Origin of the sequence: Microbacterium sp. S1037 (assembly GCF_048381605.1) — a bacterium.
In the GTDB taxonomy this organism is placed as follows: domain Bacteria; phylum Actinomycetota; class Actinomycetes; order Actinomycetales; family Microbacteriaceae; genus Microbacterium; species Microbacterium testaceum_B.
Window position 1 is genome coordinate 213,178 of the sequence record NZ_JBLWIG010000002.1, and the last position, 26,948, is coordinate 240,125.

25 protein-coding genes and 1 riboswitch are annotated in these 26,948 nt (G+C 69.9%); of the genes, 14 read left to right on the plus strand and 11 right to left on the minus strand.

Going from position 1 to position 26,948, the window contains the following annotated elements; genetic code table 11:
• Window positions 1-54: 54 nt before the first annotated feature.
• Window positions 55-795 (plus strand): hypothetical protein, encoded by a 741-nt coding sequence (locus tag ACMW4R_RS11725; RefSeq protein ID WP_418300002.1) that lies wholly within the window; start codon window positions 55-57, stop codon window positions 793-795.
• 9 nt (window positions 796-804) lie between these two features.
• Here ACMW4R_RS11725 and ACMW4R_RS11730 read toward each other — a convergent pair whose 3' ends face one another.
• Together ACMW4R_RS11730 and ACMW4R_RS11735 are read right to left on the minus strand one after the other, a co-directional pair.
• Entirely contained in the window at window positions 805-2,118 is a 1,314-nt protein-coding gene (locus ACMW4R_RS11730; RefSeq protein ID WP_418300003.1) for a D-alanyl-D-alanine carboxypeptidase family protein, read from the minus strand.
• Window positions 2,115-2,756: a hypothetical protein gene (locus ACMW4R_RS11735; protein WP_058614920.1), complete on the minus strand. Its 642-nt coding sequence runs from the start codon at window positions 2,754-2,756 to the stop codon at window positions 2,115-2,117. The genes ACMW4R_RS11730 and ACMW4R_RS11735 overlap by 4 nt, the downstream gene beginning before the upstream one ends.
• A 134-nt stretch (window positions 2,757-2,890) precedes the next feature.
• On the opposite strand from ACMW4R_RS11735, the gene ACMW4R_RS11740 reads away from it, so the two are divergent.
• Both ACMW4R_RS11740 and ACMW4R_RS11745 read left to right on the plus strand, forming a co-directional pair.
• Window positions 2,891-3,061 carry a CsbD family protein gene (locus tag ACMW4R_RS11740; protein WP_013586135.1) on the plus strand — a complete coding sequence of 57 codons (171 nt, stop codon included), beginning with the start codon at window positions 2,891-2,893 and terminating at the stop codon, window positions 3,059-3,061.
• Window positions 3,062-3,146: 85 nt separating this feature from the next.
• Window positions 3,147-4,115, plus strand: coding sequence for an aldose 1-epimerase family protein (locus ACMW4R_RS11745; protein ID WP_058627261.1), 969 nt, complete (start codon window positions 3,147-3,149; stop codon window positions 4,113-4,115).
• A 60-nt stretch (window positions 4,116-4,175) separates the two neighbouring features.
• On the opposite strand, the gene ACMW4R_RS11750 is transcribed toward ACMW4R_RS11745, so the two are convergent.
• On the minus strand, window positions 4,176-4,583 hold the full coding sequence (locus tag ACMW4R_RS11750; protein WP_058597800.1) for a hypothetical protein: 408 nt from the start codon (window positions 4,581-4,583) through the stop codon (window positions 4,176-4,178).
• A 174-nt stretch (window positions 4,584-4,757) separates the two neighbouring features.
• Between ACMW4R_RS11750 and ACMW4R_RS11755 the strand changes: the two genes are divergently transcribed.
• Both ACMW4R_RS11755 and ACMW4R_RS11760 read left to right on the plus strand, forming a co-directional pair.
• A complete protein-coding gene (locus tag ACMW4R_RS11755; RefSeq protein ID WP_418300004.1) occupies window positions 4,758-6,191 on the plus strand; it encodes an SPFH domain-containing protein in 1,434 nt (477 codons plus the stop codon).
• An 11-nt stretch (window positions 6,192-6,202) separates the two neighbouring features.
• A complete protein-coding gene (locus tag ACMW4R_RS11760) occupies window positions 6,203-7,027 on the plus strand; it encodes a DNA-formamidopyrimidine glycosylase family protein (RefSeq protein ID WP_058628170.1) in 825 nt (274 codons plus the stop codon).
• Window positions 7,028-7,074: 47 nt separating this feature from the next.
• On the opposite strand, the gene ACMW4R_RS11765 is transcribed toward ACMW4R_RS11760, so the two are convergent.
• Window positions 7,075-7,623: a type 1 glutamine amidotransferase domain-containing protein gene (locus ACMW4R_RS11765; protein WP_058628171.1), complete on the minus strand. Its 549-nt coding sequence runs from the start codon at window positions 7,621-7,623 to the stop codon at window positions 7,075-7,077.
• Window positions 7,624-7,812: 189 nt separating this feature from the next.
• Between ACMW4R_RS11765 and ACMW4R_RS11770 the strand changes: the two genes are divergently transcribed.
• A complete protein-coding gene (locus tag ACMW4R_RS11770; protein WP_193752701.1) occupies window positions 7,813-7,950 on the plus strand; it encodes a hypothetical protein in 138 nt (45 codons plus the stop codon).
• A 21-nt stretch (window positions 7,951-7,971) separates the two neighbouring features.
• Here ACMW4R_RS11770 and ACMW4R_RS11775 read toward each other — a convergent pair whose 3' ends face one another.
• A complete protein-coding gene (locus ACMW4R_RS11775) occupies window positions 7,972-9,450 on the minus strand; it encodes an MDR family MFS transporter (protein WP_058628172.1) in 1,479 nt (492 codons plus the stop codon).
• A gap of 195 nt (window positions 9,451-9,645) precedes the next feature.
• Here ACMW4R_RS11775 and ACMW4R_RS11780 point away from each other — a divergent pair, with 195 nt between their 5' ends.
• Window positions 9,646-11,589 carry an ABC transporter ATP-binding protein gene (locus ACMW4R_RS11780; RefSeq protein ID WP_418300005.1) on the plus strand — a complete coding sequence of 648 codons (1,944 nt, stop codon included), beginning with the start codon at window positions 9,646-9,648 and terminating at the stop codon, window positions 11,587-11,589.
• A gap of 181 nt (window positions 11,590-11,770) precedes the next feature.
• Here ACMW4R_RS11780 and ACMW4R_RS11785 read toward each other — a convergent pair whose 3' ends face one another.
• The 6 genes from ACMW4R_RS11785 to ACMW4R_RS11810 are packed head-to-tail and all read right to left on the minus strand — an operon-like array spanning window position 11,771 to window position 18,197.
• Window positions 11,771-12,667: a glycosyltransferase family 2 protein gene (locus ACMW4R_RS11785; RefSeq protein ID WP_418300006.1), complete on the minus strand. Its 897-nt coding sequence runs from the start codon at window positions 12,665-12,667 to the stop codon at window positions 11,771-11,773.
• Window positions 12,664-13,794, minus strand: a complete 1,131-nt coding sequence (locus ACMW4R_RS11790; RefSeq protein WP_418300007.1) for a cysteine desulfurase family protein — start codon at window positions 13,792-13,794, stop codon at window positions 12,664-12,666. Before ACMW4R_RS11790 ends, ACMW4R_RS11785 begins: the two co-directional genes overlap by 4 nt.
• A complete protein-coding gene (gene nadC, locus ACMW4R_RS11795; protein ID WP_418300008.1) occupies window positions 13,791-14,648 on the minus strand; it encodes a carboxylating nicotinate-nucleotide diphosphorylase in 858 nt (285 codons plus the stop codon). The genes ACMW4R_RS11790 and nadC overlap by 4 nt, the downstream gene beginning before the upstream one ends.
• The gene (nadB, locus tag ACMW4R_RS11800) at window positions 14,642-16,132 is read right to left on the minus strand and encodes an L-aspartate oxidase (RefSeq protein WP_418300009.1); all 1,491 of its coding nucleotides are present in this window, start codon (window positions 16,130-16,132) and stop codon (window positions 14,642-14,644) included. Before nadB ends, nadC begins: the two co-directional genes overlap by 7 nt.
• Entirely contained in the window at window positions 16,129-17,460 is a 1,332-nt protein-coding gene (gene nadA / locus ACMW4R_RS11805) for a quinolinate synthase NadA (protein ID WP_058597978.1), read from the minus strand. Before nadA ends, nadB begins: the two co-directional genes overlap by 4 nt.
• An 11-nt stretch (window positions 17,461-17,471) precedes the next feature.
• Window positions 17,472-18,197: an NUDIX hydrolase gene (locus ACMW4R_RS11810; protein WP_058598012.1), complete on the minus strand. Its 726-nt coding sequence runs from the start codon at window positions 18,195-18,197 to the stop codon at window positions 17,472-17,474.
• A 117-nt stretch (window positions 18,198-18,314) separates the two neighbouring features.
• Between ACMW4R_RS11810 and ACMW4R_RS11815 the strand changes: the two genes are divergently transcribed.
• The 7 genes from ACMW4R_RS11815 (at window position 18,315) to gcvP (ending at window position 26,885) form a co-directional block, all read left to right on the plus strand.
• Window positions 18,315-19,490, plus strand: coding sequence for a MarP family serine protease (locus ACMW4R_RS11815; protein WP_418300010.1), 1,176 nt, complete (start codon window positions 18,315-18,317; stop codon window positions 19,488-19,490).
• A gap of 86 nt (window positions 19,491-19,576) precedes the next feature.
• On the plus strand, window positions 19,577-19,915 hold the full coding sequence (locus ACMW4R_RS11820) for a hypothetical protein (protein WP_418300011.1): 339 nt from the start codon (window positions 19,577-19,579) through the stop codon (window positions 19,913-19,915).
• Window positions 19,912-21,636, plus strand: a complete 1,725-nt coding sequence (locus tag ACMW4R_RS11825) for a hypothetical protein (RefSeq protein ID WP_418300012.1) — start codon at window positions 19,912-19,914, stop codon at window positions 21,634-21,636. Before ACMW4R_RS11820 ends, ACMW4R_RS11825 begins: the two co-directional genes overlap by 4 nt.
• A gap of 92 nt (window positions 21,637-21,728) precedes the next feature.
• Entirely contained in the window at window positions 21,729-22,133 is a 405-nt protein-coding gene (locus ACMW4R_RS11830) for a hypothetical protein (RefSeq protein WP_418300013.1), read from the plus strand.
• Between the two features lie 71 nt (window positions 22,134-22,204).
• Window positions 22,205-22,299: riboswitch (glycine riboswitch) on the plus strand.
• A 160-nt stretch (window positions 22,300-22,459) separates the two neighbouring features.
• Window positions 22,460-23,626: a glycine cleavage system aminomethyltransferase GcvT gene (gene gcvT, locus ACMW4R_RS11835; protein ID WP_418300014.1), complete on the plus strand. Its 1,167-nt coding sequence runs from the start codon at window positions 22,460-22,462 to the stop codon at window positions 23,624-23,626.
• The gene (gene gcvH, locus ACMW4R_RS11840; RefSeq protein WP_058597983.1) at window positions 23,623-24,009 is read left to right on the plus strand and encodes a glycine cleavage system protein GcvH; all 387 of its coding nucleotides are present in this window, start codon (window positions 23,623-23,625) and stop codon (window positions 24,007-24,009) included. The genes gcvT and gcvH overlap by 4 nt, the downstream gene beginning before the upstream one ends.
• A complete protein-coding gene (gcvP, locus tag ACMW4R_RS11845; RefSeq protein WP_418300015.1) occupies window positions 24,006-26,885 on the plus strand; it encodes an aminomethyl-transferring glycine dehydrogenase in 2,880 nt (959 codons plus the stop codon). Before gcvH ends, gcvP begins: the two co-directional genes overlap by 4 nt.
• Window positions 26,886-26,948 lie beyond the last annotated feature (63 nt).

Below are 26,948 nucleotides of genomic sequence, written 5' to 3' on the forward strand. Positions count from 1 at the left end.
ACACGTTGTCCAGCCCCGCCGACAACCCGTCCGCACTTTCGTAAACTGGCCGCCGTGAACGCGCCGAATCCCCGCACCGCCTTCATTCCGCCCGGGTGGGCGACGCCCTTCGCCTCTCGAAAGCGCCTGCGGTTGCTTCCGGCGGAGATGTTCAACCGCACCTTCGAGCGCGCGCCGGACGACTGGTTGCACGTCGCGCCCTTGCGGCGTCCGCCGCTGATCCTCACGATCGCGTTCGGCCTCATCGCCCTCATGTGCGGGTGGATCGTGTGGGGCGTTCTCTCGCAAGCGGGGACGACACCCTCGATGCAGGGGCCCATGCCCTACGTGATCGCCGTGATGTTCGGCATCCTGGGGCTGTTCGCCGTGCTCGTGTTCCTGAATCTGATCGCGGCCTCGCGCAGCCGCGCCTCGTGGGGCAACCGCCAGTGCATCGCGGTCGGACGCAGCGGAATCGCGGTGCGCTTCCAGGGTGCGGCGGTGAACATCCCGTGGGACGAGGTGACGGGAATCTGGGCCACGACGACCAACTCGACCGGGGCGTCGCAGGCGCGCCTCGTCAAGACGCCGGTCCTGCGCATCGAGCGGGATACGGGCGACGGCACGGAGGGCGTGCTCGGTTCCTGGAACATCGCGCCTTTCGCTCTGGATGCCGCGCCCCAGGCGACCTACGCGGCCGTGCACTTCTACTGGGTCACGCCCGCCGCGCGTCACGAGCTCGGGACGACCCTCGGCCAGCAGAGGATCGACGGCTTCGCGGGCTACGCACCCACCACGGTGGCGCCACGGGGATAGCCCCGAGCGTCAGCCACCGAGCTGGGTGGGATGAGTCAGCCGCCACCACAGCGTCGGCTCCTCGATCGCCCCCGAGATCTTCACGTCGGCCGAGGCGGTGTTCGGCCCCGCCGTCCAGGTGATCGTGCCGACCTTCTCTCCGTCGGCGTACTTCTCCGGCGTCGTCGTGTCGAGTGAGGTGGCCACGGGCGTGTCCGACCACGTCATGATCGAGGCGTTCTGCGCCACGACGACCTTCGCCGACGATCCCCAGGGGGTCGTGATCTCGCCCACCTCGGCGCCGACCGTCCCCACCTGAAGAGTGTGGAATCCATCCCGGATGCTCTCGAGAAGAACGACGACATCCTGATTCGCGCTCGCTCGGGTCTCGCCGCCCAGGCGGACACCGAGGACGTGCAGCGGCGCGCCGATGCCGACGTCGAGAACAGACGTGAAGAGCAGGTTGAAGGTGCCGTCACCGAGGTTGCCCGTCTTCAACCCCGTGATCCCGGAGGTGCCGAGGAGGGCGTTGGTGTTCTCGATGTTCCCCGGGCCCGCGGGGAGGTCGGCCCACTGCGTCGCGGCGATCGCGGCAATCGTGGGATTGGCCGCGGCGATCCGGCCGAGCGCGAGGAGGTCGCTCGGCGTGCTCGTGTTGCGGTCGTCGATGCCCGTGGCATCCACGATCCGGGTCGAGTTCAGCCCGTTCCTGCTCAGCCAGGAGCGCGCGGCGTCGACATAGGCGCCATCCGAGCCGTAGGCCCAGCGGGCGATCGCCGTGGCGTAGTTGCTCGCCGACGGCAGGAGCATGGTCTCGAGCGAGTCGTGCAACGACAGCTTGAGCCCATCGGGCATCCGCGCGATCGTCGCGCCGCGGACGTAGTACTGGTCGTAGAGGTCGGTATCGGCTTCGGTGTAGGCGATCGTCGGCCCGGGATCGTTCGCGTCTGCCAGCGGGTGAGCGTCGAGTACGACGAGCGCGGTGACGAGTTTCGCGATGCTCGCGATGGGTCGCGCGTCGTCGCCCCCCGACGACAACCATGCGCCGGCGGCATCCGGTCCGAGGTAGGACTCACCACCCGCGACACTGACGAGCATCGAGCCGGAGGCGGGGAGCCTGACCTCGGCCTTCGCGCCGGGGGCGACGCTCGGCGCGGAAGACGTGACCGTCGGGGCAGCCAACGGCGCCGCCGAAGCCCACCAGACGTAGCCGCCGCTTCCGCCGAAGACCACCAGCACGAGGACGAGGAAGACGATCAGGGCGATGCGTCCACCGCGTCCGCTCGGGCGTTCGACCTCATTCGCGCCGTCGAGCAGATCGCCGAACGGACTGTCCTCGCTCATCGCTCGCCGAAATCGTTCGCCGGGACGCGAATGGATGCCACGGTGTCGCCGTTCATCTCGAGGGCGATGAACTCCGTTCCCACGCTGTCCGGTCGCTCCGCAGAGGACGTGCCCGGGACCTCGCGAACGTCGATGCGCAGCTCGTGCCCGGAACCCGGGAGGGCCCCAGCGGCCATCGCCTCCGCGCGCGTCGACCCGACGGCCAGGCCGTGGGCGGTGCGAACGGGGTGCCCGTTCACCTCGGCTGCGGTGATCGAGACCGAGCCTTCGTCGTCGTCGTCGGCCAGGAGCAGCCGCAGTCCGGGCCAGTCATGGGCGACGACCCCGTCGGCCGAGGGGGAACCCGAACTCGCCGAGTCGGAGCCGAGGGCCGACCGCCAACCGTCCACGGCGTCAGCTCGATAGCCCAGAGGTTCCTGCGCGGTGCCGCCCTCCACGGTGGCGTGCTCGAGGCTGACGACGATCGCAGATGCCACCGAGACGACCTCTACGGCGGGGAGCGCCTCCGATTGAGCGGTGGGGAGGGTGGCGACATCCATCAAGCCGGAGGAGGTCGGTGCCGAGGTGCACGAGACGAGCGTGAACGTCAAACCGAGGAGCGCGGTGGCGCCGGCGAGAGCGGTTCGAAGGGGACCCACAATGTCGAACCTAGTCGTGCACCGCCGTCTGTTCCCCACTCGATCCCGAAATTCAACCCCCCTGAAACATGACATTCAGCGACATAGCGTGGCCTCATCGGGAAAGACCCGAGCATGACGCGGGAGGAGCCGACATGGGACTCGACGACAAGATCAAGAACGCCGCTGAAGACCTCACCGGCAAGGCGAAGGAAGCCTGGGGCAAGGCCACGGACAACGAGCGACTCGAAGCCGAGGGCCAGGCCGAGCAGAGCAAGGCCAACGTCAAGAAGGCCGGCGAGAACGTCAAGGACGCCTTCAAGTAAGTCGCCCTCCCCGAATGCCCCGACCCTGGCGGTCGGGGCATTCGTCGTTTCCGCCGCGCGTCGTTTCCCCCGCGATAATGGCGGAATGACCGATGCTGTTCCCACCGAGACCCCCACTCCGGTCTCGGGTACCCCCGTCGTCCTACGTGCCCACGGTTACGAGGCCGCGATTGCGAGCGTCGGGGCCTCGTTGCGCTCCCTCACGTTCGACGGTCGCGATCTCGTCGTCCCCTTCGCTGAGGACGAGGTCCGCCCCGCCTACCGGGGAACGACGCTCGCTCCCTGGCCCAACCGCGTGGTCGACGGCATCCACCGTTTCGGCGGTGAGGAGCACCAGCTCGCCCTGACCGAACCCAACCGGGCACACGCTCTGCACGGGCTCCTGTCGTGGGTGAGCTGGAACATCCTCGACGCCTCGGACGACGCCGTGACGCTCACCGCGACCGTTCCGGCCCAGGCCGGATACCCCTGGTGGCTCGTCGTCTCGACGACGTACCGCCTGGATGCCGACGGCCTGGCGCAGACGGTCCGGGCGACGAACCTCTCGGACACGCCTGCTCCGTGGGGGACCGGTCCGCATCCCTACCTCGTCGCCGGGCCCGCGACGCTGGACGAGTGGACCCTCGAGCTTCCCGCCGAAACCGTCCTGGAGGTGACGCCGGACCGCCTCGCGCCGGTGGCACTGGCATCCGTCACCGTCGACGCGGAGCGCTTCGACTTCCGCGAACCTCGCGTGCTCGGCGCGGTCGAGATCGACCACGCGTACACGGGATTGATCCGGGATGCCGGCGCTCGCGCGACCGTCACGCTCACCGATCCCTCGGGAACCGGCGTGGCGATGACGTGGGACGAGTCCTGCCCGTGGGTACAGATCCACACTGCCGACCTTCCCGCGGGCCCCGGAACTCCGGGACACCGCGCGGGACTCGCCGTCGAGCCCATGACCTGCGCTCCGGACGCCTTCAACGACGGCTCCTACGACTACGACACCGGGGTGATCGCCCTGGCTCCGGGCGCTTCGTCCGAGGCCGGGTGGACGATCTCGGCGCGCTGAGCCGCTCACACGAAGAACCGCCCCGATGCTCAGGCGACGGGGCGGTTCTTCGTGTGCGTGTCAGACGACCTGTGCGCCGCACATGCCGCAGTCGCCGCCGGCCGAGACCTCGACGAAGCAGTCGGGGCACATGGTCCGCATCGGGCGATCGGTGACAGCGACGGCCTTCGGGCTGCTCGGGCGCCGTTCCGCGCGGGGCGCCGCGGTGCGTGCGCGCTTGACCGCGACGGGCGCCGGCGGCGGGGGAGCGGCGGCGGGCTTGTGGGTCTCGCAATAGAAGCGGACGAAACCGCCGTGGTGCTTCGGGTGACGGTGCTTGACCGCCCACAGTTCGGTGCGCTCGAACAGCTCGCCGGCCGTGCCGCACGCCACGCAGCGAGTGGGTTCGCCGGGGACCACGTCGGCGACGAGGACCGGAACGTCGAACGCGATGGCATCCCGCCAGTCGGAGGAGGACACGATCTTCATGGGGGGACCTTTCCGGAGGCGGTTCGGGCCGCCTTCCTCTTAACGGTACGCCCCGGCCGGGCGGCGTGCGACGGTTTCTCCCCCCTGAGGGGGTGGACACCGCCTCGGAGGCGGCCGATAGGTTGGAAAGAATTCCCCCGTACCGCTTCGTGCGGTGCCTGTCGAAGGAGAACCATGGAAATTGCTGCTCTGGGGGCGATCGGCATCGTCGTGGTCATCGCACTCGTCGTCGTCATCGTCGTCTTCCTGATCATCGCGGGGCTGATCCGCGGCTGGTATCGCGTCGCCAAGGCCGATGAAGCCCTGGTCATCGTCGGTAAGCGACAGAGAGGCGCGGACGGCGAATCATCGCGGATCACCGTCATCACCGGTGGTGGCGCGATCGTCAACCCGCTCACGCAGCGCGGCGAGATGATCTCGCTGCGGGCTCGCCAGATCAAGATGGAGCCGACCGCTCAGTCGTCCAACGGCGTCACCGTCAACGTCAGCGGCGTCGCCCTCGTGAAGATCGGCTCGGACCCCGAATCGGTGCGTCGTGCGGCCGAGCGTTTCGCTTCGCAGGACAAGGCCATCGAGCAGTTCACCACCGAGCAGCTCGAGGGTGCGCTCCGTGGTGTCGTCGCCACGCTGACGGTCGAGGAGCTCATGCGCGACCGGCAGCGCCTGTCGGATCAGATCGCGGAAGGCATCAAGGGCGACCTCTCGTCGCAGGGTCTGATCCTCGACTCGTTCCAGATCCAGGGCGTCACCGACGGCAACGGCTACATCGCCGCGCTCGGTGCGACGGAGGTCGAGCGCGTGAAGCGCGAGGCCGAGGTCGCCCGCATCAACGCCGTGCGCGAGATCCGGGCGCGCCAGATCGCGACCGACGAGGCGAACCTCATCGAGCAGACCAAGCTCGACAAGAACAGCGCCGCGGCCAAGGCCGAGGTCGGTCGCGCCAACGCCGAGGCCGAGCAGGCGGAGGCGCTCACCCGTGCCGAGCGTCGCCAGGCCGTTCTGCAGCAGGAAGCGCAGAACACGCAAGCGCGTCTGGAGTCCGAGGTCGCCCGCGTCGCCGATGCCGACTTGTACCAGCGTCAGAAGGACGCGGACGCCGAGGCGTACGCGCAGATCAAGGCGGCCGAGGCCCGTGCGCAGATCGCCGAGCAGGAGGCGGCCGCCGTCCGCGTGCGTGCCGAGGCGGATGCCCAGGCCGTGCGTCTGGCCGGTGAGGCGCGCGCCGAGGCGATCCGCGCCGAAGCGGAGGCCCTCTCGCACAACCAGGAGGCCCTGCTCGCGCAGCGCGCCCTGGAGTCGCTCGTGCCGATGATGGCGGAGTTCGCGAAGGGATACGACCGCGTCGGCAACATCACGGTGCTCGGCGGCGAGGGGGCGAGCGGCCACCTCGCGACCGAGTCGGCGACGGGTCTGCGGTCGTCGTTCGAGGCGGTCCGGGCAGCGACAGGCATCGACCTGACGCAGATCATCCAGGGCCGCGCCGTCGCGGATGCGTTCGCGACGGCCCAGCGTTCGGGGGAGAAGGCCCCGGCCGCCGCGCCGTCGTTCCCCGCCCCGACCACGACCCCGGCCCCGACGACCCCGGCCGCGCCCGAGACCGAGGGCTGAGAGGCCGGATCGTGCCCGAGGCACCCGAAGTCGAGGCGCTCACGCTGTTCCTGCGTGAGCGCCTCGTCGGCCACATCGTGCGCGAGGTCGACCTCGTGGAGGGTCGCGCGCTGAAAACACGAGTGCGTCCGCTCACCGAAATGATCGGACGTCCCGTCACCGGGGCGACCCGCCACGGAAAGCACCTCGACCTCGATCTCGACGGCGTGCACCTGGGGATCGGCTTCGGCCGCGCCGGGTGGGCGACGTGGCGCGAGCCGTCAGACGCGGATGTGGAGTCGCCCGCCCCCGAGATCGCGCGATTCGTGTTCGATCACGGCATCCTGGGCATCACCGATGCGGGCGACTGGCTCTCGGTGCAGCTCCACGTCGTGGATGCGCCCGACGACGTGCCGGCGGTGGCGAAGCTGGGACCGGATGCCATCGACCCGGGCTACTCGCGGGAGATGCTGGCGGAGGTCGTGCGCGGCCGGCGCAAGCAGCTCAAAGCCCTGCTGCAGGAGCAGGAGACCCTGGCGGGGATCGGCAACGCCTATTCGGACGAGATCCTGTACGCGGCGCGTCTGTCTCCCGTGGCGCACGCCTCGGCTCTGAGCGAGGACGACATCACGAGGCTGCACCTGGCGCTGCACGACACGCTGACCGCCGCCGTCCTCGCGCGTCGCGGAGTGCCCATCTCCGAGCAGAAGGCGGCGAAGGTCGCGTCGATGCGGGTCCACGGTCGGACCGGTGAGCCGTGCCCCGAGGGTGACGGCGTCATCGAGGACATCCCCGGCACGAAGGGCGCCGGCCAGTGGTGCCCGTCGTGCCAGGTCCTGCCCGACGGCTCGGCGTGACGACAACGGCCCCGCACCGAGGTGCGGGGCCGTTCTGCTCGGGAGGGTCAGGCCGTCTGGCCCGCGTGGCGGCCCTCGGCGACCTCTTCCACGAGCTTGGCGTTGAACGCGGGCAGGTCGTCGGGGTTGCGGCTCGAGACCAGACCCTGGTCGACGTGGACCTCCTCGTCGACCCATGTCGCTCCCGCGTTGCGCAGATCGGTCTGCAGCGTCGGGTAGCTGGTCAGCGTCCGACCCTTGAGGACGTCGGCCTCCGTGAGGATCCAGCCACCGTGGCAGATGACGGCGACGGGCTTGTGCTGCTCGAAGAAGTCGCGAGTGAACGACACGGCATCCGTCACGATGCGGATGTCGTCCGCGTTCTGGACGCCACCGGGAAGCACGAGGGCATCGAAGTCGCCGGCCGACGCCGAGGACACGTCGAGGTCGACCTTCTGCTCGTGGCCCTTCTCACCCGTGATGCTGCCCTCGCTCGGCGAGACGAGCACGGCCTCGGCGCCCGCCGAGGTCACCGCCTCCCAGGGGCTGGTGAGCTCGCTGTCTTCGAAACCGTCGGTGAGCAGGAATGCGATGCGCTTGCCGCTGAGATCGGTCATGGTTCGACTCTCTCTTTCTCGATCGGGGTCTCTCCGCGCGGTGGACCGCGGGACCGTCCCGACCGGGTTCTCGATCGGGGTGTTCCCACGCTATGAACGGCGGGACCGCCTCGAACGGGGGTTGCGGATGCCGAGGCCCGGCGTTACGGCGCGGCCCCGCCTCGCGCGCACGGGCGTAGCATGGAGCGCATGTCCGGTGACACCACGTCTGACACGACCTCCGCTTCCAAGCCCGTTCTCACTCTCCTGAACGGCCCGGGCGACGAGGCGCAGAAGTCGTCCCGTCCCGCGTCGCAGTGCTGCGGCGGGGGTTCCTGCTCGCTCTGAGCAGACGGCGTTCGCCTCGCGTCAGTGGCCGACGGGAGCGGATCCCTCGACCTGATCCGCGGGCTTGCGGATGACGAAGGCACCTGCGATGAGCGGGAGCGAGATGATCGCGGCGATCATGAACGCGGTGCGCGTGCCCGTGGCATCCGCCTCGATCCCCTCGCCGGTCGCGGCCGACACGGACGACATCACCGTGATCAGGAGCGCGATGCCCGCCGCGCCCGCCACCTGCTGCACCGTTCCGACGACGGCTGAGCCGTAGGAGTAGAACCGGGGCTCGAGTGAGCCGAGCGAGGCCGTGAACAGCGGCGTGAACGACAGAGCGAGACCGATCATCATGACGGTCTGCACCACGATCAGCAGAGCGAACGACGTCTCGGTTCCGACCGTCGTGTAGAACCACAGCGTGGCGCTGACGATGACGGCACCGGGGACGAGGAGCATCTGCGTTCCGAACCGGTCGTAGATGCGTCCGATCACCGGGCCGGCGAGACCCATGACGAGCGAACCGGGCAGGACCGCGAGGCCCGTTTCGAGCGGGGTCTTACCCAGCACCGTCTGCAGGTACAGCGGGAGAAGCGTGATCGCGCCGAAGAATGCCAGCGACATCACACCCAGCTGGGCGACGGTCAGCGTGAACGCACCCGAGCGGAACACCCGAAGATCCAGAAGGGCGGAGTCGGTGCGCTGCAGGCGGATCTGACGCCAGATGAACGCGCCCAGGCCGAGCGCTCCGATCGTCAGGGCGGCGATCAGGGACACGAGCGAGGTCGAGGCGGCATCCGGGTCGCCGCCGTGACCGCCGCCGATCTGGCTGAGACCGAAGACGAGGCCGCCGAAGCCGAGAGCCGACAGGATCACGGATGCCACATCGATCGGTGCCGTGCGGGTCTCGCCGAGGTTGTGGATCCAGCGCGCGCCGACGAACAGCGAGACGAGGGCGATCGGCAGAACGATCCCGAAGATCCAGTGCCAGCCGAGGGACTGCAGGATCAGGCCTGACATCGTCGGACCGATGGCCGGCGCGAGCGCCATGACGATGCTGACGCGACCCATCATGCGGCCGCGGTGCTGCGGCGGCACGATCGTCATGATCGTCGTCATCAACAGCGGCATCATGATCGCGGTACCGGACGCCTGGATCACCCGCGCGACCACGAGGAGCTCGAAGCCCGGCGACAGGAATGCCACGAGGGTTCCGGTCGAGAACAGCGTCATCGCAGTGATGAAGACCTGTCGCGTGGTGAAGCGCTGCAGCAGGAACCCCGTGATCGGGATCACGACGGCCATCGTCAGCATGAACGCGGTGGTGAGCCACTGCGCGGAGACAGCGGTGATGCCGAGATCGCGGATGAGGAACGGGATCGCGACGTTCATCGTCGTCTCGTTCAGCATCGCCACGAATGCGGCGGTGAGCAGCAGCCAGATCACGCGGCTCTGCGCGGTCGTGACGCCCGAGGCGGTGGGCGGGGGTGCGGTGGTGGTGCCGGGGGCGGCCATGACGAGGTCCTTTGCGTGCGGGGGGCTTCGTGGCGCCGGAACGGCGACGTGCTTCGGTGGCAACTGTGTCCACCGGCGAGATATTCCACCGTCGAAGGAATTCGACGAAAGAGATGCGGGCCACCGAGCCTAGCCGCTGGGCCGCGGGCCGAGCGGCGAGAGCCGATGTCGGTGAGCGGACGTAGGCTGGCCCGCATGGGCCCAGGTGGAGTCGGCGGAAGCATGTTCCGCGGTGTCGATGCGGCCGAGCAGCGTCGACGCAACGCTCAGGCGCCCCGCGTCGCGAACCTCGGGAAGCGCGTCGTCGACCTCTTCCGGCCCTACCGGGGACGGATCGCGATCACGGTGCTGCTCGTGATCGTGGCGTCGGCGGTCGGCGTCATCCCGCCCTTGCTCGTGCAGCGCATCTTCGACGACGCGCTCTTCCCGATCGACGGCACGCCGCCGGACCTTCGTCTGCTCACCGTTCTCGTGAGCGTCATGATCGCGTTGTTCCTGCTCTCGGCGGGATTGAACGTGGCGCAGACGTGGTTCACCGCCACGGTCGGGAACCGCGTCACCGGCGACCTGCGCACCCGGCTGTTCGATCACCTGCAGGCGATGGAGCTCGGCTTCTTCACCCGCACGAAGACCGGCGTGATCCAGTCGCGGCTGCAGAACGACGTCGGGGGTGTGTCCGGCGTGCTCACCAACACCGTCACGAGCATCCTGGGCAACGCGGTCACCGTCATCGCCTCGCTCGTGGCCATGATCCTCATCGATTGGCGGCTCACGCTGATCGCCGTCGCCCTCATGCCGTTCCTCATCTTCGTGCAGCGGCGCGTGGGACAGGTGCGCGCGCGGATCGCGGGCGAGACCCAGGAGTCGCTGTCCGAGCTCTCCGCGATCACGCAAGAGACGTTGAGCGTGTCCGGCATCCTGCTGTCGAAGTCGTTCAACCGGCAGCGAACGGAGTCCGCCCGTTTCGATGCCGAGAACGACAACCAGGTCCATCTCCAGGTGCGGCGGGCGATGAGCGGCCAGGGCTTCTTCGCGGTGGTCCAGGTCATCATGTCGAGCGTTCCCGCCGTGATCTACCTCGTCGCCGGCTTCCTGATCGCCGGGGGGACCGGGGCGATCACCGCGGGCACCATCGTGGCGTTCACGACGGTCCAGGCTCGGCTGCTCATGCCGCTCATGGGGCTCATGCGCGTGGCGCTCGACGTGCAGACATCGTCCGCGCTGTTCGCCCGCATCTTCGAATACCTCGACCTGCGTCCCGCGATCGTCGACGCGCCCGACGCGTTGCCCGTGTCCGCCGCCCCCGGGCCGCTGGGGCGGATCGAGTTCCGCGATGTCGAGTTCCGCTACCCCGATGCGCCCGCGCATGCGCGTCCCACTCTCGACGGTGTGTCGTTCTCGGTCGAGCCCGGACAGCACGTCGCCTTCGTCGGACCGTCGGGAGCGGGGAAGACGACGATCCTCTATCTGACCCCCCGGATGTACGAGGCGAGTGCGGGATCGGTGATGTTCTCGGGGGCGGATGTGCGGACGCTCGACCGGGCGTCGATCATCGACGAGATCGGGATCGTGTCGCAGGAGACCTATCTCTTCCACGCGACCGTGCGCGACAACCTCCGCTACGCGCGCCCCGACGCGACCGACGAAGAGATCGAGGCCGCATGCCGCGCCGCGAATATCCATCACGTGATCGCCGGGTTCGAGGCGGGATACGACACCGTCGTCGGAGAGCGCGGATACCGCCTGTCCGGCGGCGAGAAGCAGCGCATCGCCATTGCGCGCGTGCTCCTGAAAGACCCCCCGGTGCTTCTCCTCGACGAAGCGACGAGCGCTCTCGACACGGTGTCGGAGCGGATCGTGCAGGAGGCGCTCGAGACCGCCTCCCACGGCCGGACGACCCTGTCGATCGCCCATCGGTTGTCCACGGTGATCGGGGCAGATCGAATCCACGTCGTGGACGCGGGGCGCATCGTTGAGTCGGGCACGCACGCCGAGCTCCTCGCCGCGGGGGGACTCTACGCGAGCCTCGCGGCCGAACAGCTCGCCGCCTCGTTCGTGTTGGCGGAGGAGGAGCGGGATGCCGCCGGCCTCGCCCGCGCGGCGCTGCCGGCCCGGCGGGCCGACGAGGCTCCCGCCTGAGCTCTGGCGCGCGAGGGTGACCTCGAGCTGGTGGAGAGTCCCGGAGCGCTGCGTGGCGCGGTGGCTTCGACAGGCTCAGTCACCTGTGCGGGCACAGCCACCTGTGCGCGACTTCGGCACCGCGGGCCTTCTCGGCCTGTGGATAGGTCCCTGAGCCTGTCGAAGCGACCGCCCCGACCCGTCAGCCGGGCAGCGACTCGAGGAACGCCTCGAGAGCGATGCGATACGCGGGATCAGGGTGCGTCTCGGCGATGCGGAGCAGCGGCGGGAGATCGAGCGTGCGGATCAGCGCTCCGCGCTGCGCGATCGCGGCGTCCGCCCCGGCCGCGCGCAGCACCGCGATGCCCTCGCCGAGGGCTTCGAGGTAATCGCGCAGCACGTCGAGCTCGCCGAGGCGCTGCGTGATCGACCCCCCGTCGCGGCGCTGCCGCCACTCGACGATGACGTCGGGGATCACGTCGAACGCCTCGGCGCTCGTGTACATCCGCTGCGCCAGCACCTGGTCCTCGTAGTACCGTCCCTCGGGGAAGCGGAGATCGTGCTCGCGCCAGAAGGCCGTGCGGCTCAGCTTCGACCACGCGACGATGTTCCCGGATGCCGCGGGGTGCGCCGCGAGGGTGGTCCTCTCGCGCGCCGGGTCGGTGGCGGCCGTGACCCAGGGCTGGACCTCGCCCGGGGTGTAACCCGGGCCCTCGGCATCCGGTCGAAGGCGTACGTACGCTCCCACCACGAAATCGCTGCTCGTGTGGTCGAGCGTGTTCGCCAGCCGGGTCAGGGCGTCGGGTCGGAGGAGGTCGTCGGCGTCGAGGAAGGCGGTGTAGGGCGTTTCGACCCGCTCGAGTCCCGTGTTCCGCGCTGCGCCGAGTCCTCGTTGCGTCTCGTGGCGGACGACCCGGAAGCGCGGGTCGGCGGCTGCCGCGTCCGCGAACAGATGCCGGGTGTCGTCGGTGGAGGCGTCGTCGACGAGCACCGCGGTCCAGTGTCGATGCGTCTGCGCGCGGAGGGAGTCCAGGGCCTCTCCGGCGTAGTCGGCGACGTTGAAGCCGGGGATGATGATGGTGACGCCGGTGGTGCTCACTCGGGCGATCCTACGGCGGTCACGGCAGCCTGGACCGCTCGGGCGACCGGTTCCAAGGAAGCCGTCAGTCCGTGCGGGAACGTGAACCTGACCGCGGTGCGCGCGTCGTCGTGGGGGAGACCGAGCGCGAGGAGGACGTGCGAGGCTTCGTCGCTCCCCGCGGCGCATGCCGACCCACTGGACGACACGATGCCGCGACGTTCCAGTTCGAGCAGGACGGTTTCGCCGTTCGTGCCCGGGAAAACGAAGCTCGCGGTGCCCGGGAGGCGCCGAGACGGGTGCCCGGTGAGCCGCGCACCGGGGACGAGATCGAGCACCCGCGCGACGAACTCGTCGCGCAGACCCGAGACCCGCTCGGCTTCGTCGGTGCGCTCGGCCTCGGCGAGTTCCAGCGCGCGGGCGATCGCGACCGCGCCCGCGACGTCGGGGGTGCCGGACCGCCGACCGCGTTCCTGCCCACCGCCGTGCAGCAGAGGCTCGAAAGGGAGCCGACCCCGCACGGCGAGGATCCCGGTGCCCTTCGGGGCGCCGATCTTGTGCCCGGCGACCGTGAGCGCGTCGGCCCCGAGCCCCGCGAGCGGAAGCCACCCCGCGGCCTGGACGGCGTCGAGGTGCACGGGGACGCGGCGGTCGTGGGCGACGGCGACGAGAGCGGCGGCATCCTGGACCGTGCCGATCTCGTTGTTCGCGTAACCGACGCTCACCAGTGCGGTGTCATCGCGGAGCTCGCCGGCGAGCGTATCCGGAGTCAGGGTGCCGGTCGCATCGACCCGGGCGTGCGTGACATCGACTCCGTGCAGGCGAGCGAGGTAGTCCGCTGACGCGAGGACGGACTCGTGTTCGATCGCGGTCGTGACGAGGTGCTTCTTGCCGGAGCCGAGGACGAGTCCCTTGATCGCGGCGTTGTTGGACTCGGTGCCGCCGGATGTGAAGAGGATGTCGCCCGTTCGCATCCCGAGCACTCCGGCGACGCGTGATCGCGCGTCGTCCAGGGCGACTGCTGCCGCCTCGCCGACCTCGTGATTGCTCGACGGGTTGCCGAAGAACCGCGTGAGGTACGGCGCCATGGCCTCGAGCACCTCTGGTCGCACCGGTGTCGTGGCGGCGTTGTCGAGGTAGAGGCTCACGCCGTCTCGATCTGGATGTCCAGGCCCAGGTCGAGCGCGGGAGCGGAGTGGGTGAGAGCGCCGACCGAGATGACGTCGACGCCCGTTTCGGCGATGGCGCGGACGGTGTCGAGCGTCACGCCGCCCGAGGCTTCGACCTGAGCCGCGCCGGCGATGCGCGCGACGCCGAGACGCAGGTCGTCGAGGGAGAAGTTGTCGAGCATGATCGTGCCGACGCCGGCCGCCAGCACCGCATCGATCTGGTCGAGGCGGTCGACCTCGACCTCGACGTGCGTGGTGTGGGGGAGGCGGGCGATCGCACCCTCGAGCGCCTGCGTGACGGACAGCCCTCCGGAGGTGAGCACGGCGAGGTGGTTGTCCTTGGCCATGACCGCGTCGGAGAGCGAGAAGCGGTGGTTGTGTCCTCCGCCGTCACGCACCGCCTGGCGCTCGATCGCGCGCAGGCCCGGCGTGGTCTTGCGCGTGTCGACGATGCGGGCGCCGGTGTGCGCGACCTCGGCGACGTATCGGCTGGTGAGCGTGGCGATGCCGGACATCCGCTGCACGAAATTGAGCCCGATGCGCTCGGCGGTGAGCACGGCGCGTGCGGGACCGGAGACGGTCGCGAGCGTGTCACCCGGGGCGAACCGCTCCCCGTCTACCACGTGCTGCTCGACGACGATCGAAGGGTCGGTGAGGGTGAAGGCGGCGGCGAACACGGCCGCGCCGCTGAAGACACCGTCGACGCGAGCGACGAGGGCGGCACGGGCGACGGCGTCCGCGGGGATGAGGGTCTCGCTCGTCAGGTCGCCCCAGGGGGCGTCCTCGTTCAGAGCGGCCGAGACGACACGTTCGATGGCGGCACGGGTCAGCATGCGAGGGCCTCCTGGACGGGCGGGACGGATGCCGCGGCGGGAGCGTCGGCGCGGAAGTGCGCGCCGACGGAGCCCGTGCGGGAGCGCGCGGCCGCCACGACGTGACGGGCGACGAGCAGCAGGTTGGCGTCCTCGACCGAGCGCGGAGCCGGGGAAGCGGCCCACGCGGCGAGGATCCCGGACGCGTGGTCGAGGCCGGCGGCGTCGCGCACGAGTCCCGCGTGCGCCCACATCACCTGCTGCAGGGCCTCGCGCGAGAACGGGGGAGCCTCGGCGGTGGCCTCGGCATCCGCGAGAGTGGTCGACGCGGGCGGGATCGGCCACGTGGTGTCCCCGGCGACGGCCTCTCCGGCCCGGGCGCCGAACACCGCCCCCTCGAGCAGGGAGTTGGATGCCAAGCGGTTCGCGCCGTGGACGCCCGTGCGCGCCGTCTCGCCGACCGCGTACAGACCGGGGACGCTCGTGCGCCCGTCGAGGTCGGTGACGATTCCGCCCATGAGGTAGTGCGCAGCGGGCGTCACGGGGATGGGCTCACGCGCCCAATCCAGCCCGCGCGCCCGGACGGCGGCGTCGATCGTCGGGAACCGCTGCGCGAGCCGCTCGGCGCCGAGTGCCGTGGCATCCAGGCGAACCGGCCGCTCATCCTGCGCGGCCATCGCCCGGGCATTGGCCCGCGCGACGACGTCGCGGGGCGCCAGCTCGCCGTCGGGGTGCGCGTCGAAGCAGAATCGCCGCCCCGCATCGTCGATGAGGACGGCCCCTTCGCCGCGGACGGCCTCGGAGACGAGGAACGGAGCCCCGACCGCGAGGGCCGTGGGGTGGAACTGGACGAACTCGAGATCCGCGACGGCGGCACCGGCGCGCAGGGCCGCCGCGATCCCGTCTCCGGTCGCGCCGAGCGGGTTCGTGGTGTGCGCGTACAGTTGTCCGGCGCCACCGGTCGCGAGGATCACCGCGTCGGCGTCGAGACGCTCGCCCCCGTCCAGCACGATCCCCGTGACACGACCGCCTTCGACCACGAGGTCGCGCAGAAGGGCATGTTCCCGCACGGTCAGGTGGGCGGCGCGCACCGCGGAGCCCAGCGCCGCCTGGATCTCGGCGCCGGTCGCGTCGCCGCCGGCGTGCAGTACGCGGGGGACGGCGTGCGCGGCTTCGAGGCCGCGGGCGAAGTCGCCGTCCGGCGTCCGATCGAACGTCACTCCGCGCGAGACCAGTTCGAGGATCCGCGCCGGTCCCTCGCCGACGAGGACGTCGACGGCGGCGGCGTCTGTGAGCCCGGCGCCCGCGGTGTGCGTGTCGGCGGCGTGCGAGGCCACGCTGTCGGCGGGGTGGGTGACCGCCGCGATCCCGCCCTGGGCCCACCGCGTGTTGGTGTCGGGAAGAGCGCCCTTCGTCACGATCGTGACGTGGCATCCGTTCTCCGCCGCGTGCAGTGCCGCCGTGAGACCGGCGATACCGCTGCCCACCACGACGACCGCGGTCATTTCACGGCGCCGTTCGGCTTGGCCGCGAGCATGCGCTCGAGGGCGACTGTGGCGGGCTCGGCGACGTCGGCCGGGACCGTGATGCGGTTGACGACCTGGCCTGCCACGAGCGACTCGAGCACCCACGCGAGGTAGCCGGGGTGGATGCGGTACATCGTCGAGCACGGGCACACGACCGGGTCGAGGCAGAAGATCTCGTGCTGCGGGTACTGGGCGGCCAGGCGCTGCACGAGGTTGATCTCGGTGCCGATCGCGAAGGTCGTGGGCTCCTCGGCGGCGGCGATGGCCTTGCGGATGATGTCGGTGGACCCCGCCTCGTCGGCGGCATCCACCACGTCCATCGGGCACTCGGGGTGCACGATCACGCGCACCCCGGGGTGCTCGGCGCGTGCCTTCTCGATCTGGTCGACGGTGAATCGGCGGTGCACCGAGCAGAAGCCGTGCCACAGGATGACGCGGCTGTCTTCGATGACCTCGGCCGTCGAGCCGCCGAGCGGCTTCCGCGGGTTCCACATCGGCATCTGCTCGAGCGGCACGCCCATGGCCTTCGCGGTGTTGCGGCCCAGGTGCTGATCGGGGAAGAAGAGCACGCGGCGTCCGCGGGCGAAGGCCCACTCGAGCACGGTGCGCGCATTCGAGGAGGTGCAGACGATCCCGCCGTGACGGCCGACGAATCCCTTGATGGCGGCGCTCGAGTTCATGTACGTCACCGGGATCACGGGCACGAGGCCGTCGGCATCCGGGGTCTCCAGGTCGCCGAGGACGTCTTCGAGCTGCTCCCAGCACTCCTCGACCTGGTCGATGTCGGCCATGTCGGCCATCGAGCATCCCGCTGCAAGATTCGGCAGGATGACGGCCTGGTCGGGGCGCGAGAGCAGGTCGGCGGTCTCGGCCATGAAGTGCACGCCGCAGAAGACGATCGCCTCGGCCTCGGGACGCTCCTTCGCCGCATTGGCGAGCTGGAACGAATCGCCCACGTAGTCGGCGTGCCGCACGACCTCCTCGCGCTGGTAGAAGTGGCCGAGCACGACGACGCGATCGCCGAGGGTCGCCTTGGCAGCGCGGATGCGCTCATCGAGTTCGTCGTCGGACGCCTCTCGGTACTCCGCGGGTAGTTCGCCCTGTCGCGGGGAGCCCGTGGGGATCACGTCGCCCATCGACGAGCCGGGACCGTAACCGGGGCGCGTGTCGAAGTCCCAGGGGCCGACGGCGAGGTCGGTCGTGCAGGTGGCGTCGGTCGACGCGCCCGAGACGATCGCCTGGATCGCGTGGTCGACGCTCGGGTCGATCTCGGGGCGGGGCTGCAGGGTGATGAGGGTGGCGGCCATGGGCGTTCCGATCAGTGACGGGAGGGGAGCGGGCCGCGGTCGGCGAGCTCCACATCGCGGTTGTAGCGGTACAGACGGGCGGGGCGGTGGCTTCCGGTGCGGAAGCGCTCGGTCGGGATGAGGGTGTTCGAGGTGTCGACCTGGCGGCGGAAGTTCGCGGGGTCCAGGCGCTTGCCGAGGATCGTCTCGTTCACCTCGCGGAGGTCGGCGAGCGTGAACTCGTCGGGGAGGAGGCCGTGGGCGATGCGGCTGTAGCCGACCTTGTTGCGCAGACGCCAGAGGGCGTACTCGACGATGTCGTTGTGGTCGAACGCCAACGGCGGGAGGTCGGTCGCGTCGAACCACTCGACGTTCTCGGGGGCGTCGCCCTCGCGTTCGTGCGCGGCGACCTGGGCGTCGACCTCGTCGGAGCGCAGCAGCGCCCAGTACACGATCGACACGACCCGGGTGGGGGAGCGGTCGACCGCACCGAACGCGTAGAGCTGCTCGAGGTAGCTGGGGGTGAGGCCCGTCGTCTCGGCGAGGGTCCGGGATGCCGCGGTGTCGAGCTCTTCGGCAGCGTCGAGCCAGCCACCCGGCAGTGCCCACCGACCGTCGAAGGGGTCGCGCGTGCGGCGGACGAGAGGCAGAGACAGGACCGGCTCGTCGTGCGCGTCGCGGCGGACGCTGAAGATGACCGTCGAGACGGCGACGCGCACGCCGCTGTCGAGGCCCTGGGGTTCCGAGGTTCGTGTCATGGTGACCATATCTCCGTCCACGATCTTAATGTCATTGTGACCCGAAGCGCAAAACGCGCGTCGAGGGGTTCTCACAGGACCGTCGACGTACCCTGATCGCGGACCTCGGAGGTGCGGGTGGCTGTTGTCGACATCGTGTTGATCGTCGTGCTGGCGATCGCGCTCCTCGTGGGCCTGTCGCGTGGTTTCCTGGCCACGATCGGCTTCTTCGCGGGGTTGGCGCTGGGCGCGCTCGCCGCTTTCTGGGTGACGCCTCTCGTCGGTCAGTGGGTCGCCGAACCCTCGTGGCGTGGACCCGCGATGGTCGGCGCGGGTGTGCTCCTCCTGCTGCTCGGGGCCGGTCTCGGCAGCGCCGTGGGGCAGGTGTTCCGACGCGGTGCCGACCGCATCAAGCTGCGCATTCCCGAGAGACTTCTGGGCGGGATCGTCAACGTCGCTGCCGCGGCCCTCGCCATCTCGTTCGTCGCCGGATCGTTGATCCCCGCCGGGATGCCGGTGGTCTCCGCCGCGCTCGGGTCGTCGACCATCGTCCGCACGATCGACGACATCACCCCTGCCCCCGTCCGCGCGGCGATCGCGGAACTGCGCGGTAACGTCCTCGCCGACGGCCTTCCGCGGCTGGGCCAGTTGATCCAGATCGGCCCGGTGCCCACGGCCCCCGACATCGCGCTCGACGACCCCGCTCTGACGGAAGCGGCGCAGTCGGTCGCCCGGATCTCCGGCACGGCCTACGCCTGTGGCGTCACCTCGAGCGGATCCGGTTTCGTTGCGGGCGACGGCCGACTGATCACGAACGCCCACGTGGTCGCGGGCGTCGACACGCCGCTCGTCGAACTCCCCGGCCAGCCCGCGCGCGAGGGGCGCGTGGTGTACTTCGACCCGACCGACGATTTGGCCGTGGTGGCCGTCGACGGCCTCGATGCCAAGCCCCTCCCGGTCGTCTCCACTCTCGACGTAGGAGCGGCCGCCGTTGTCCAGGGATACCCGTACGGCGGGCCTTTCACCTCCGGCAGCGCGCAGGTGCTGTCGGTGGGGAGCGTGCCCGTTCCGGACATCTACGACGGCCAGTCGACCCCGCGCGAGATCTATGCGCTCGGCGCGGTGATCCGCCCGGGTAACTCGGGCGGCCCCCTCCTCACGCCGACCGGCGATGTCGCCGGTGTCGTGTTCGCGCGGTCCGACTCCGACGAGAACGTCGGATACGCGATGACACCCGCCGAGCTCGAGCCCGTGATGGCCCAACTCGACTCGCTGTCGACGCCGGTGGCATCCGGAGCGTGCATCCCGCGCTGACGCGCCGTCGACGACTGCTCCTCACCAGGGTGGCGTCTGTGGAGAGATTTCCGGACCGTCTCGGCGATCCGACTAGCGTCTCGCGGATGACCGACCGCTACGCCATCGACATCCCCGGCTTCCTCGGGCTCGCCGGCGAGACAGCACGGCGTCTCGATGACCTGACGGACGCGGTCGGAGCGACCGCCCACGTGCTGTGGGGGATTCGGGATGCCGTGGCCCCGGTGCCCGAGCTGTTCCAGGCGTTCTGCCGTGTCATGGACCCGTGGGAGGCGAAGGCGGGCGGATCGATCGCTCACGCTGGTTCGGTCTCGACGATCGCGGAGCAGGCCGTGGCGGAGTACTGCCGCGCAGATGTCGTGATGGCCGTCACGGCGGCGCAGCTCGAGACACGTCAGGGGACCGGACGGTGGCGGGTCGCGTGAGCGCGGATTTCGGCGTGATCCCCGAGATTCCTGTGGACGCCGCCGCGCTGGGGCGCCTCGCCGAAGAGCTGCGAGCCAAGGCGGCCCTCCTCCCCGAGGCGGGAAGCGCGGTCGCATCCCGGTGGGACGGTCTCGAAGCGGTGTACGAGGCTCCCGAAGCGGCGGCCGTCGCCGCGAAGATGCGACCTCTCACCGTGGTCGCCGCCGACATCTGCGAGGCTCTGCTGCGCGCGGCAGATATCGTCGATCATCTGTCCGACGACCTCCTGTGGCTGTCGATGCGTCGCCGCGGTCTCGTCGAGGACGTCGCAGAGTTCGCGCGCGCAGCCCGGGGGATCGATGACCGCGACCGTTCCGTCGAACTCACGCGCGAGATCGACGGGTTCGCCGCGGACGTCGATGAGCGGATCGACCAGGCGCGTGGCGATCTCGCCGCGATTCCGCTCCCTCCGACGTGGGAGGTCGCGATCCCGGATGCCGCCGCACCACCCCTCGGTCCCCGGCTCACGTGGGCCGTGCGCAGCGAAGAGATCACGACCGAGCTCGTCATGGCGCCTCTGCTCGAGCTTGCGCGCTCGGGGACGTCTCGGATCGCCCGTCTCATCGCCGCTCATCCCGAGTGGGCGGATCTGCTGCGCGAGCATCCGCCCGCTCCCGACGCCGTGCGCACCTGGTGGGACTCCCTCTCCCCGGCAGCCGCTGCCGCCCTCATCGACGGCGCTCCGGCTCTCGTCGGGGCCCTGGGCGGCGTGCCGCCTCTCGCGAGGGTCGCGGCGAATCGGGTGACGGCGCGCTCACGCCTGGGTGAGGTAGAGGCCGAGTTGGCGGCGTGGGAGCGACTTCGCGGTGAGGGGGCGAGCGCGGACCTCCAGGCGGAGCGGCGTGCTGCGTGGGACGACCTTCTAGCTGAACGGGACTACCTGGCTCAGGTGGTTCGTGGGGACGTGTCTCTCGTGTTGTACCAGCCTGATGCGAATCGACTCGTCGAGATGATCGGGACACCAGGCACCGGAACGCAGCGCGTCTTGACTTATGTGCCGGGAACTTTCACGTCGGTCGACAGCTTCTACCGCGGCGAGCCGCAGAAGATCGCGCGGTGGCTGGTGGGGCAGGGCGACGGGATGGTGGCGTTCGTGTGGAAGGGCACCGAGTTCCCGGGCGACAACGAACCGCAGGTGGCCAGCGGACAATTGCGTGGCATCGGCGAGGCCAACGACCAGGTTCGAGCTCATCCCGCGGGCGTCGACCTCGCGCGGTTCGTCGCCGACGTACGGAGCGACTCCGAGATCGCACAGGCTCGGCAGATCGCATGTGGATACAGCTGGGGACTGGTGCCCGTGACAAGCTCCGAGGTTGTTGGAGTCCACTATGACGCTGTCCACTCGCTCGCGGGAGCCTGGGTGGCGGAGGGGTGGAGGCCGCGTCTCGCAACGGATTACACACATTGGAGCTACACGGATTTTCTGTCGATGGCGCAGGACGCTGGGTGGGTAGGGGGCGGCCGAAATCCCGACACAACTCCAGCGTTCGAGAGTCATCTCTACGAGCGCCCGAGCGACATGGTTGTTCCACTAGGCGGAGACCTTGCTCCCTTCCTCACCCCTGAAGGGCCATCTGTGCGTATCTCGATGAGTCCGTTTGAGAACCATCAGTTGATCGTCGCCACCTCGCAGGAGAATGCTCCCGTGCTCAACAGTCTGCTGAGGGAGATGCTCAGGTGAGTGCACATCGTCTCGCGCGTACCGGGTTCGTCATCTTCCTCGCTCTCCTGTGCGCGGGTTGTGTCCCGTACTCGGACGGCATCGACGACACGATGTCGTTGGAGGACGCGAAGGAGTACGCGCAACAGGTGGAGCGTGAAATCGCCTCAGCCGTCCCCCTGGAGTTGCTGTCAGGCGTTGATCAGCGGGACAGGGGCTCGTTCCTCGCGTGTTCTCGAGACGGGGGGCATCAGTGGGCGGGAGGACTTACCGCGACCGTTGTCAGCGACCCCGCCCCCGAACATGTGCTGAACCCGATCGCCGTTCACTTCGCTGATCGCGATGACCTTGCGGTGCGACGTCGCGAGGATCACGGTGATTCCCTCATCGACCTCATCGGGCCACACGGGGCCATGTGGATTGTGCGTTACAGTCGCGACCGCGGTGAGCTCGACGTCGACTCATTCGCCACCTGCATCCGCCTCCCCGACGGCGTCTGGCCCGGCGGCTCCTACTGATTCTCAGGCGGCGCGGGCTGTACGCCGCGCCCCCACCCGCTAGGCTGACCCCACAAGTCCACACCGGCCCCATGATCGATGCGGGAGAGCTCCGGCGAACGCAGCCGGGCACCGAAGGAGCAAGCCTCCCCGCCAATCTCTCAGGTACGCGTACCGCGTCGATCGGGCCACTCTGGAAAGTGATCCGGGTGCACCGCGCCGGGTCCGCCGACGGTGAAAGCTCGATCTCCCTCACGAGGGCGCGAGCGAAACTCTCAGGCCCATGACAGAGGGGGAGTTCTCAGGCGCCGGCCGGCGTCTGTCCGTCATCGCGAACGGCAGAACTCATGACCGAAACCCCCGCTCCACCCCGCACGTCGCCGCTGCATGATCGGCACGAGGCCCTCGGCGCCTCGTTCACCGACTTCGGCGGCTGGAACATGCCGGTGCGCTACACCTCCGACCTCGCCGAGCATCACGCGGTGCGCACGGCCGCAGGGCTGTTCGACATCTCCCACATGGCCGAGTTCGTCGTCGAGGGCCCGCGAGCCGCGGCTTTCCTCGACTACATGCTCGCCGGCCGCCTGTCGACCATGAAGATCGGCAAAGCGAAGTACTCCCTCGTCCTCGCCGAGTCGGGCGGCATCATCGACGACGTCATCGTCTACCGCACGGGGGAGCAGCGCTTCCTCGTCATCTCGAACGCCGGGAACCGGGATGCCGTGGCGGCGGCGTTCGAAACCGCTCAGGCGACGTGGCGCCCCGCGCCGGACGCTTCGACGGGGTCAGCGACCGACGCTCGCGGAACCCTCACCGTCGAAGACGTCACCGACCGCTACGCCCTCCTCGCCCTCCAGGGTCCCGAAGCACGTGGCATCCTGAGTTCCACCCCGGGGGTCGAGATCACCGGCACGCCTCTCGACGAGCTCGGCTACTACGCCTGGACCGAGGGAACCTTCGACGGCGCGCCGCTCTTCGTCGCCCGTACCGGGTACACCGGTGAGGACGGCTACGAGCTGATGATCCCCACCGCGCAGGCCGGCGCCCTGTGGGACGCCGCGCTCGCCGCGGGCGCAGACCGCGGGCTCGTTCCCTGCGGTCTCGCCGCGCGCGACACCCTTCGCCTCGAGGCCGGCATGCCGCTCTACGGCCACGAGCTGTCGCGCGACATCGTGCCCGCCCAGGCCGGTCTCGGCCGCGTCGTCGCCGTCGACAAGGAGTCCTTCGTCGGCAAGGACGGCCTGTCGTCGGGACCCGCCGACGCCCCCGTGCTCGTCGGCCTCGTCTCGGAGGGTCGGCGCGCGGGCCGCGCCGGCTACGCCGTGCTGCACGGCGACGACACCGTCGGCGAGATCACCAGCGGTGCCCTGAGCCCCACCCTCGGCCACCCCGTCGCGATGGCGTTCGTCGCGCCCGCGGCATCCGCACTCGGAACCGAACTGACCATCGACGTGCGTGGAACCCGCATTCCCGCGACCGTCACCGCCCTTCCCTTCTACCGGAGAAACGCATGACCGACCTCACCGCCCTCAGCTACACGTCCGAGCACGAGTGGATCGCCGTCACAGAGAGTGAAGAGGGCACCATCGCCACGGTCGGCATCACCGACTTCGCCGCCGACAAGCTCGGCGACGTCGTCTTCGTCGAACTCCCCGGCGCGGACTCCGCGGTGACCGCGGGCGACGTCTGCGGCGAGATCGAGTCGACCAAGTCGGTCGGCGAGCTCTACGCGCCGATCACGGGCACGGTCGTCGAGGTCAATGAGGCAGTGGTCGACGACCCCTCCCTGGTCAACGCCGAGCCCTTCGCCGGCGGATGGCTCATCAAGATCCGCGTCGAGGGCGAGCTTCCCGCCGACCTGCTCGACCGCGCCGCCTACGAGGACCTCACCGCATGACCTCCGTCCTTCCTTCTCGCACCGAGGCCGGCGCGCCGGTCGCGTTCACCGACCGCCACATCGGAATCGGTGCCGACGCGCAGGCCCGCATGCTCGAGGTCGTCGGGTACGACAGCGTCGAGGCGCTCGTCGAGACCGCCGTCCCGGCATCCATCCACGTCCGTCCCCGCGAGACGAGCGACATCCCCGTCGCCGCGACCGAGGCCGAAGCGCTCGCCGAGCTGCGTGAGTTGGCGACGGCGAACCGTTCCGCGCGGCCGCTGATCGGCCTCGGCTACTACGACACCTTCACCCCGTCGGTGATCGCCCGGAACGTCCTCGAGAACCCGTCGTGGTACACGGCGTACACGCCGTACCAGCCCGAGATCTCACAGGGCCGCCTCGAGGCGCTCATCAACTTCCAGACGATGGTGACCGACCTCACGGGTCTGGCGACGGCGAACGCGTCGATGCTCGACGAGTCCACCGCCGTCGTCGAGGGCATGCTCGTCGCGCGCCGGGCATCGAAGGCGAAGACCGACGTCTTCCTCGTCGACATCGACGCGTTGCCGCAGACCAAGGCGCTGCTGCACCACCGTGCCGCGGCCGTCGGCATCCGCATCGTCGAAACGTCCTACGACGATGAGCTCCCCGAGGCGTTCGGCGCGTTCGTGCAATACCCCGGTGCCACCGGGCGCATCTGGGACTTCTCCGCCGTCGCCGAGGCCGTGCACGCCGGCGGCGGTCTCGTCGTGGCCGCGGCCGACCTGCTCGCCCTTACGCTCCTGCGCTCACCCGGTGCGCTCGGCGCCGATGTCGCGGTCGGAACGACCCAGCGCTTCGGCGTCCCGCTCGGTTTCGGCGGACCGCACGCCGGCTACATGGCCGTGCGCGCGGGCCTCGAGCGCCAGCTTCCGGGCCGTCTCGTCGGGGTGTCCCAGGATGCCGTCGGCGCCCCCGCCTACCGGCTGTCGCTGCAGACGCGCGAGCAGCACATCCGTCGTGAGAAGGCGACCTCGAACATCTGCACCGCGCAGGTGCTGCTGGCCGTCATGGCCGCGATGTACGCGGTGTATCACGGGCCCGACGGGCTCCGCGCGATCGCGACGCGGGTCGCGCAGAAGGCCGACGTCCTGGCATCCGCTCTCCGGTCGTACGACCTCACCCTCGTGAGCGACGCGTTCTTCGACACCGTGCGCGTGCACGTCCCCGGTAGAGCGCAGGACGTGGTCGATCGTGCGCGCGAGCGCGGCTACCAGCTGCTCTGGGTGGACGATGCGACCGTGGGTGTCTCGGTGGATGAGACGACGACGGATGCCGACATCGCGGCGGTCCTCGACGCGTTCGGTCTGGTCGCGGGTGAGCTGCGCGAGGGCGAAGCCCTGCGGGGCGTCGCCGACGCGCTGCACCGTGACGACGAGTACCTCACCCACCCCGTCTTCCACGCGCACCGCAGCGAGACGGCGATGATGCGCTACCTCAAGACTCTCGCCGACCGCGACTACGCGCTCGATCGCGGAATGATCCCGCTCGGATCGTGCACGATGAAGCTCAACGCCGCGACCGAGATGGCGGCGGTGTCGTGGCCCGAGTTCTCGCGCGTGCACCCGTTCGCGCCCGAGGCCGACGTGCGCGGCTACCTCGAGATGATCGAGCAGCTCGAGCGCTGGCTCGCCGAGGTCACCGGGTACGACGCAGTGTCGCTGCAGCCGAACGCCGGCTCGCAGGGCGAGCTCGCGGGCCTGCTCGCGATCCGCGGCTACCACCTGGCGAACGGCGACACCGCGCGCACGGTGTGCCTGATCCCGTCGTCGGCGCACGGCACCAATGCGGCCTCGGCGATCCTCGCGGGCATGAAGGTCGTCGTCGTCGCGTGCGACGAGGCCGGCAACGTCGACCTCGGCGACCTGCGGGCCAAGATCGCGCAGCACGCGGCGGAGCTCTCGGCTCTGATGATCACCTACCCCTCGACCCACGGGGTGTACGAGCATGACGTGCTCGAGATCACGCAGGCCGTGCACGATGCCGGTGGACAGGTGTACGTCGACGGCGCCAACCTCAACGCCCTGCTCGGCTTCGCGCGCTTCGGCGACCTGGGCGGCGACGTCTCGCACCTCAACCTGCACAAGACGTTCGCGATCCCGCACGGCGGTGGCGGACCGGGCGTCGGCCCGGTGGCGGCGAAGGCGCACCTCGCGCCCTTCCTCCCGTCGCACCCGTTCTCGCAGCGCGCCGAGCACGCGGGCGGCGTCTTCGACGGCGGCCCCGTGTCGGCCGCCCCCCACGGCTCCGCCGGCATCCTGCCCATCTCGTGGGCGTACGTGCGCATGATGGGCGCTGAGGGGCTGCGTCAGGCGACCGCCGCGGCGGTGCTCTCGGCCAACTACATCGCCGCGCGCCTGCGCGAGCACTATCCGGTGCTCTATGCGGGTGAGGGAGGCCTCGTCGCGCACGAATGCATCCTCGACCTGCGCCCCCTCAAGGAGCAGACCGGTGTCACCGTCGACGACGTGGCGAAGCGCCTCATCGACTACGGCTTCCACGCGCCGACGATGTCGTTCCCGGTGGCCGGCACCCTGATGGTGGAGCCGACCGAGAGCGAGGACCTCGCCGAGCTCGACCGATTCGTGGATGCCATGATCGCGATCAAGCAGGAGGCAGTCGCCGTCGCCGCGGGGCAGTGGCCCGCCGACGACAACCCGCTCGTGAACGCCCCGCATACCGCCGAGACCGTGGTCGTGGGGGAGTGGGAGCACCCGTACTCGCGCGAGACCGCCGTGTACCCGGTGCGTTCGCTCATCCGAGGCAAGTACTGGCCTCCGGTGCGCCGCATCGACCAGGCCTACGGTGACCGCAACCTCGTGTGCTCGTGCCCTCCGCCGGAGGCGTTCGCCTGATCTCCGGCCCGGCCTCGCTCGCTGTGAAGGAGGCCGGGCCGTTCGTGCGCCACACGAGCCCCC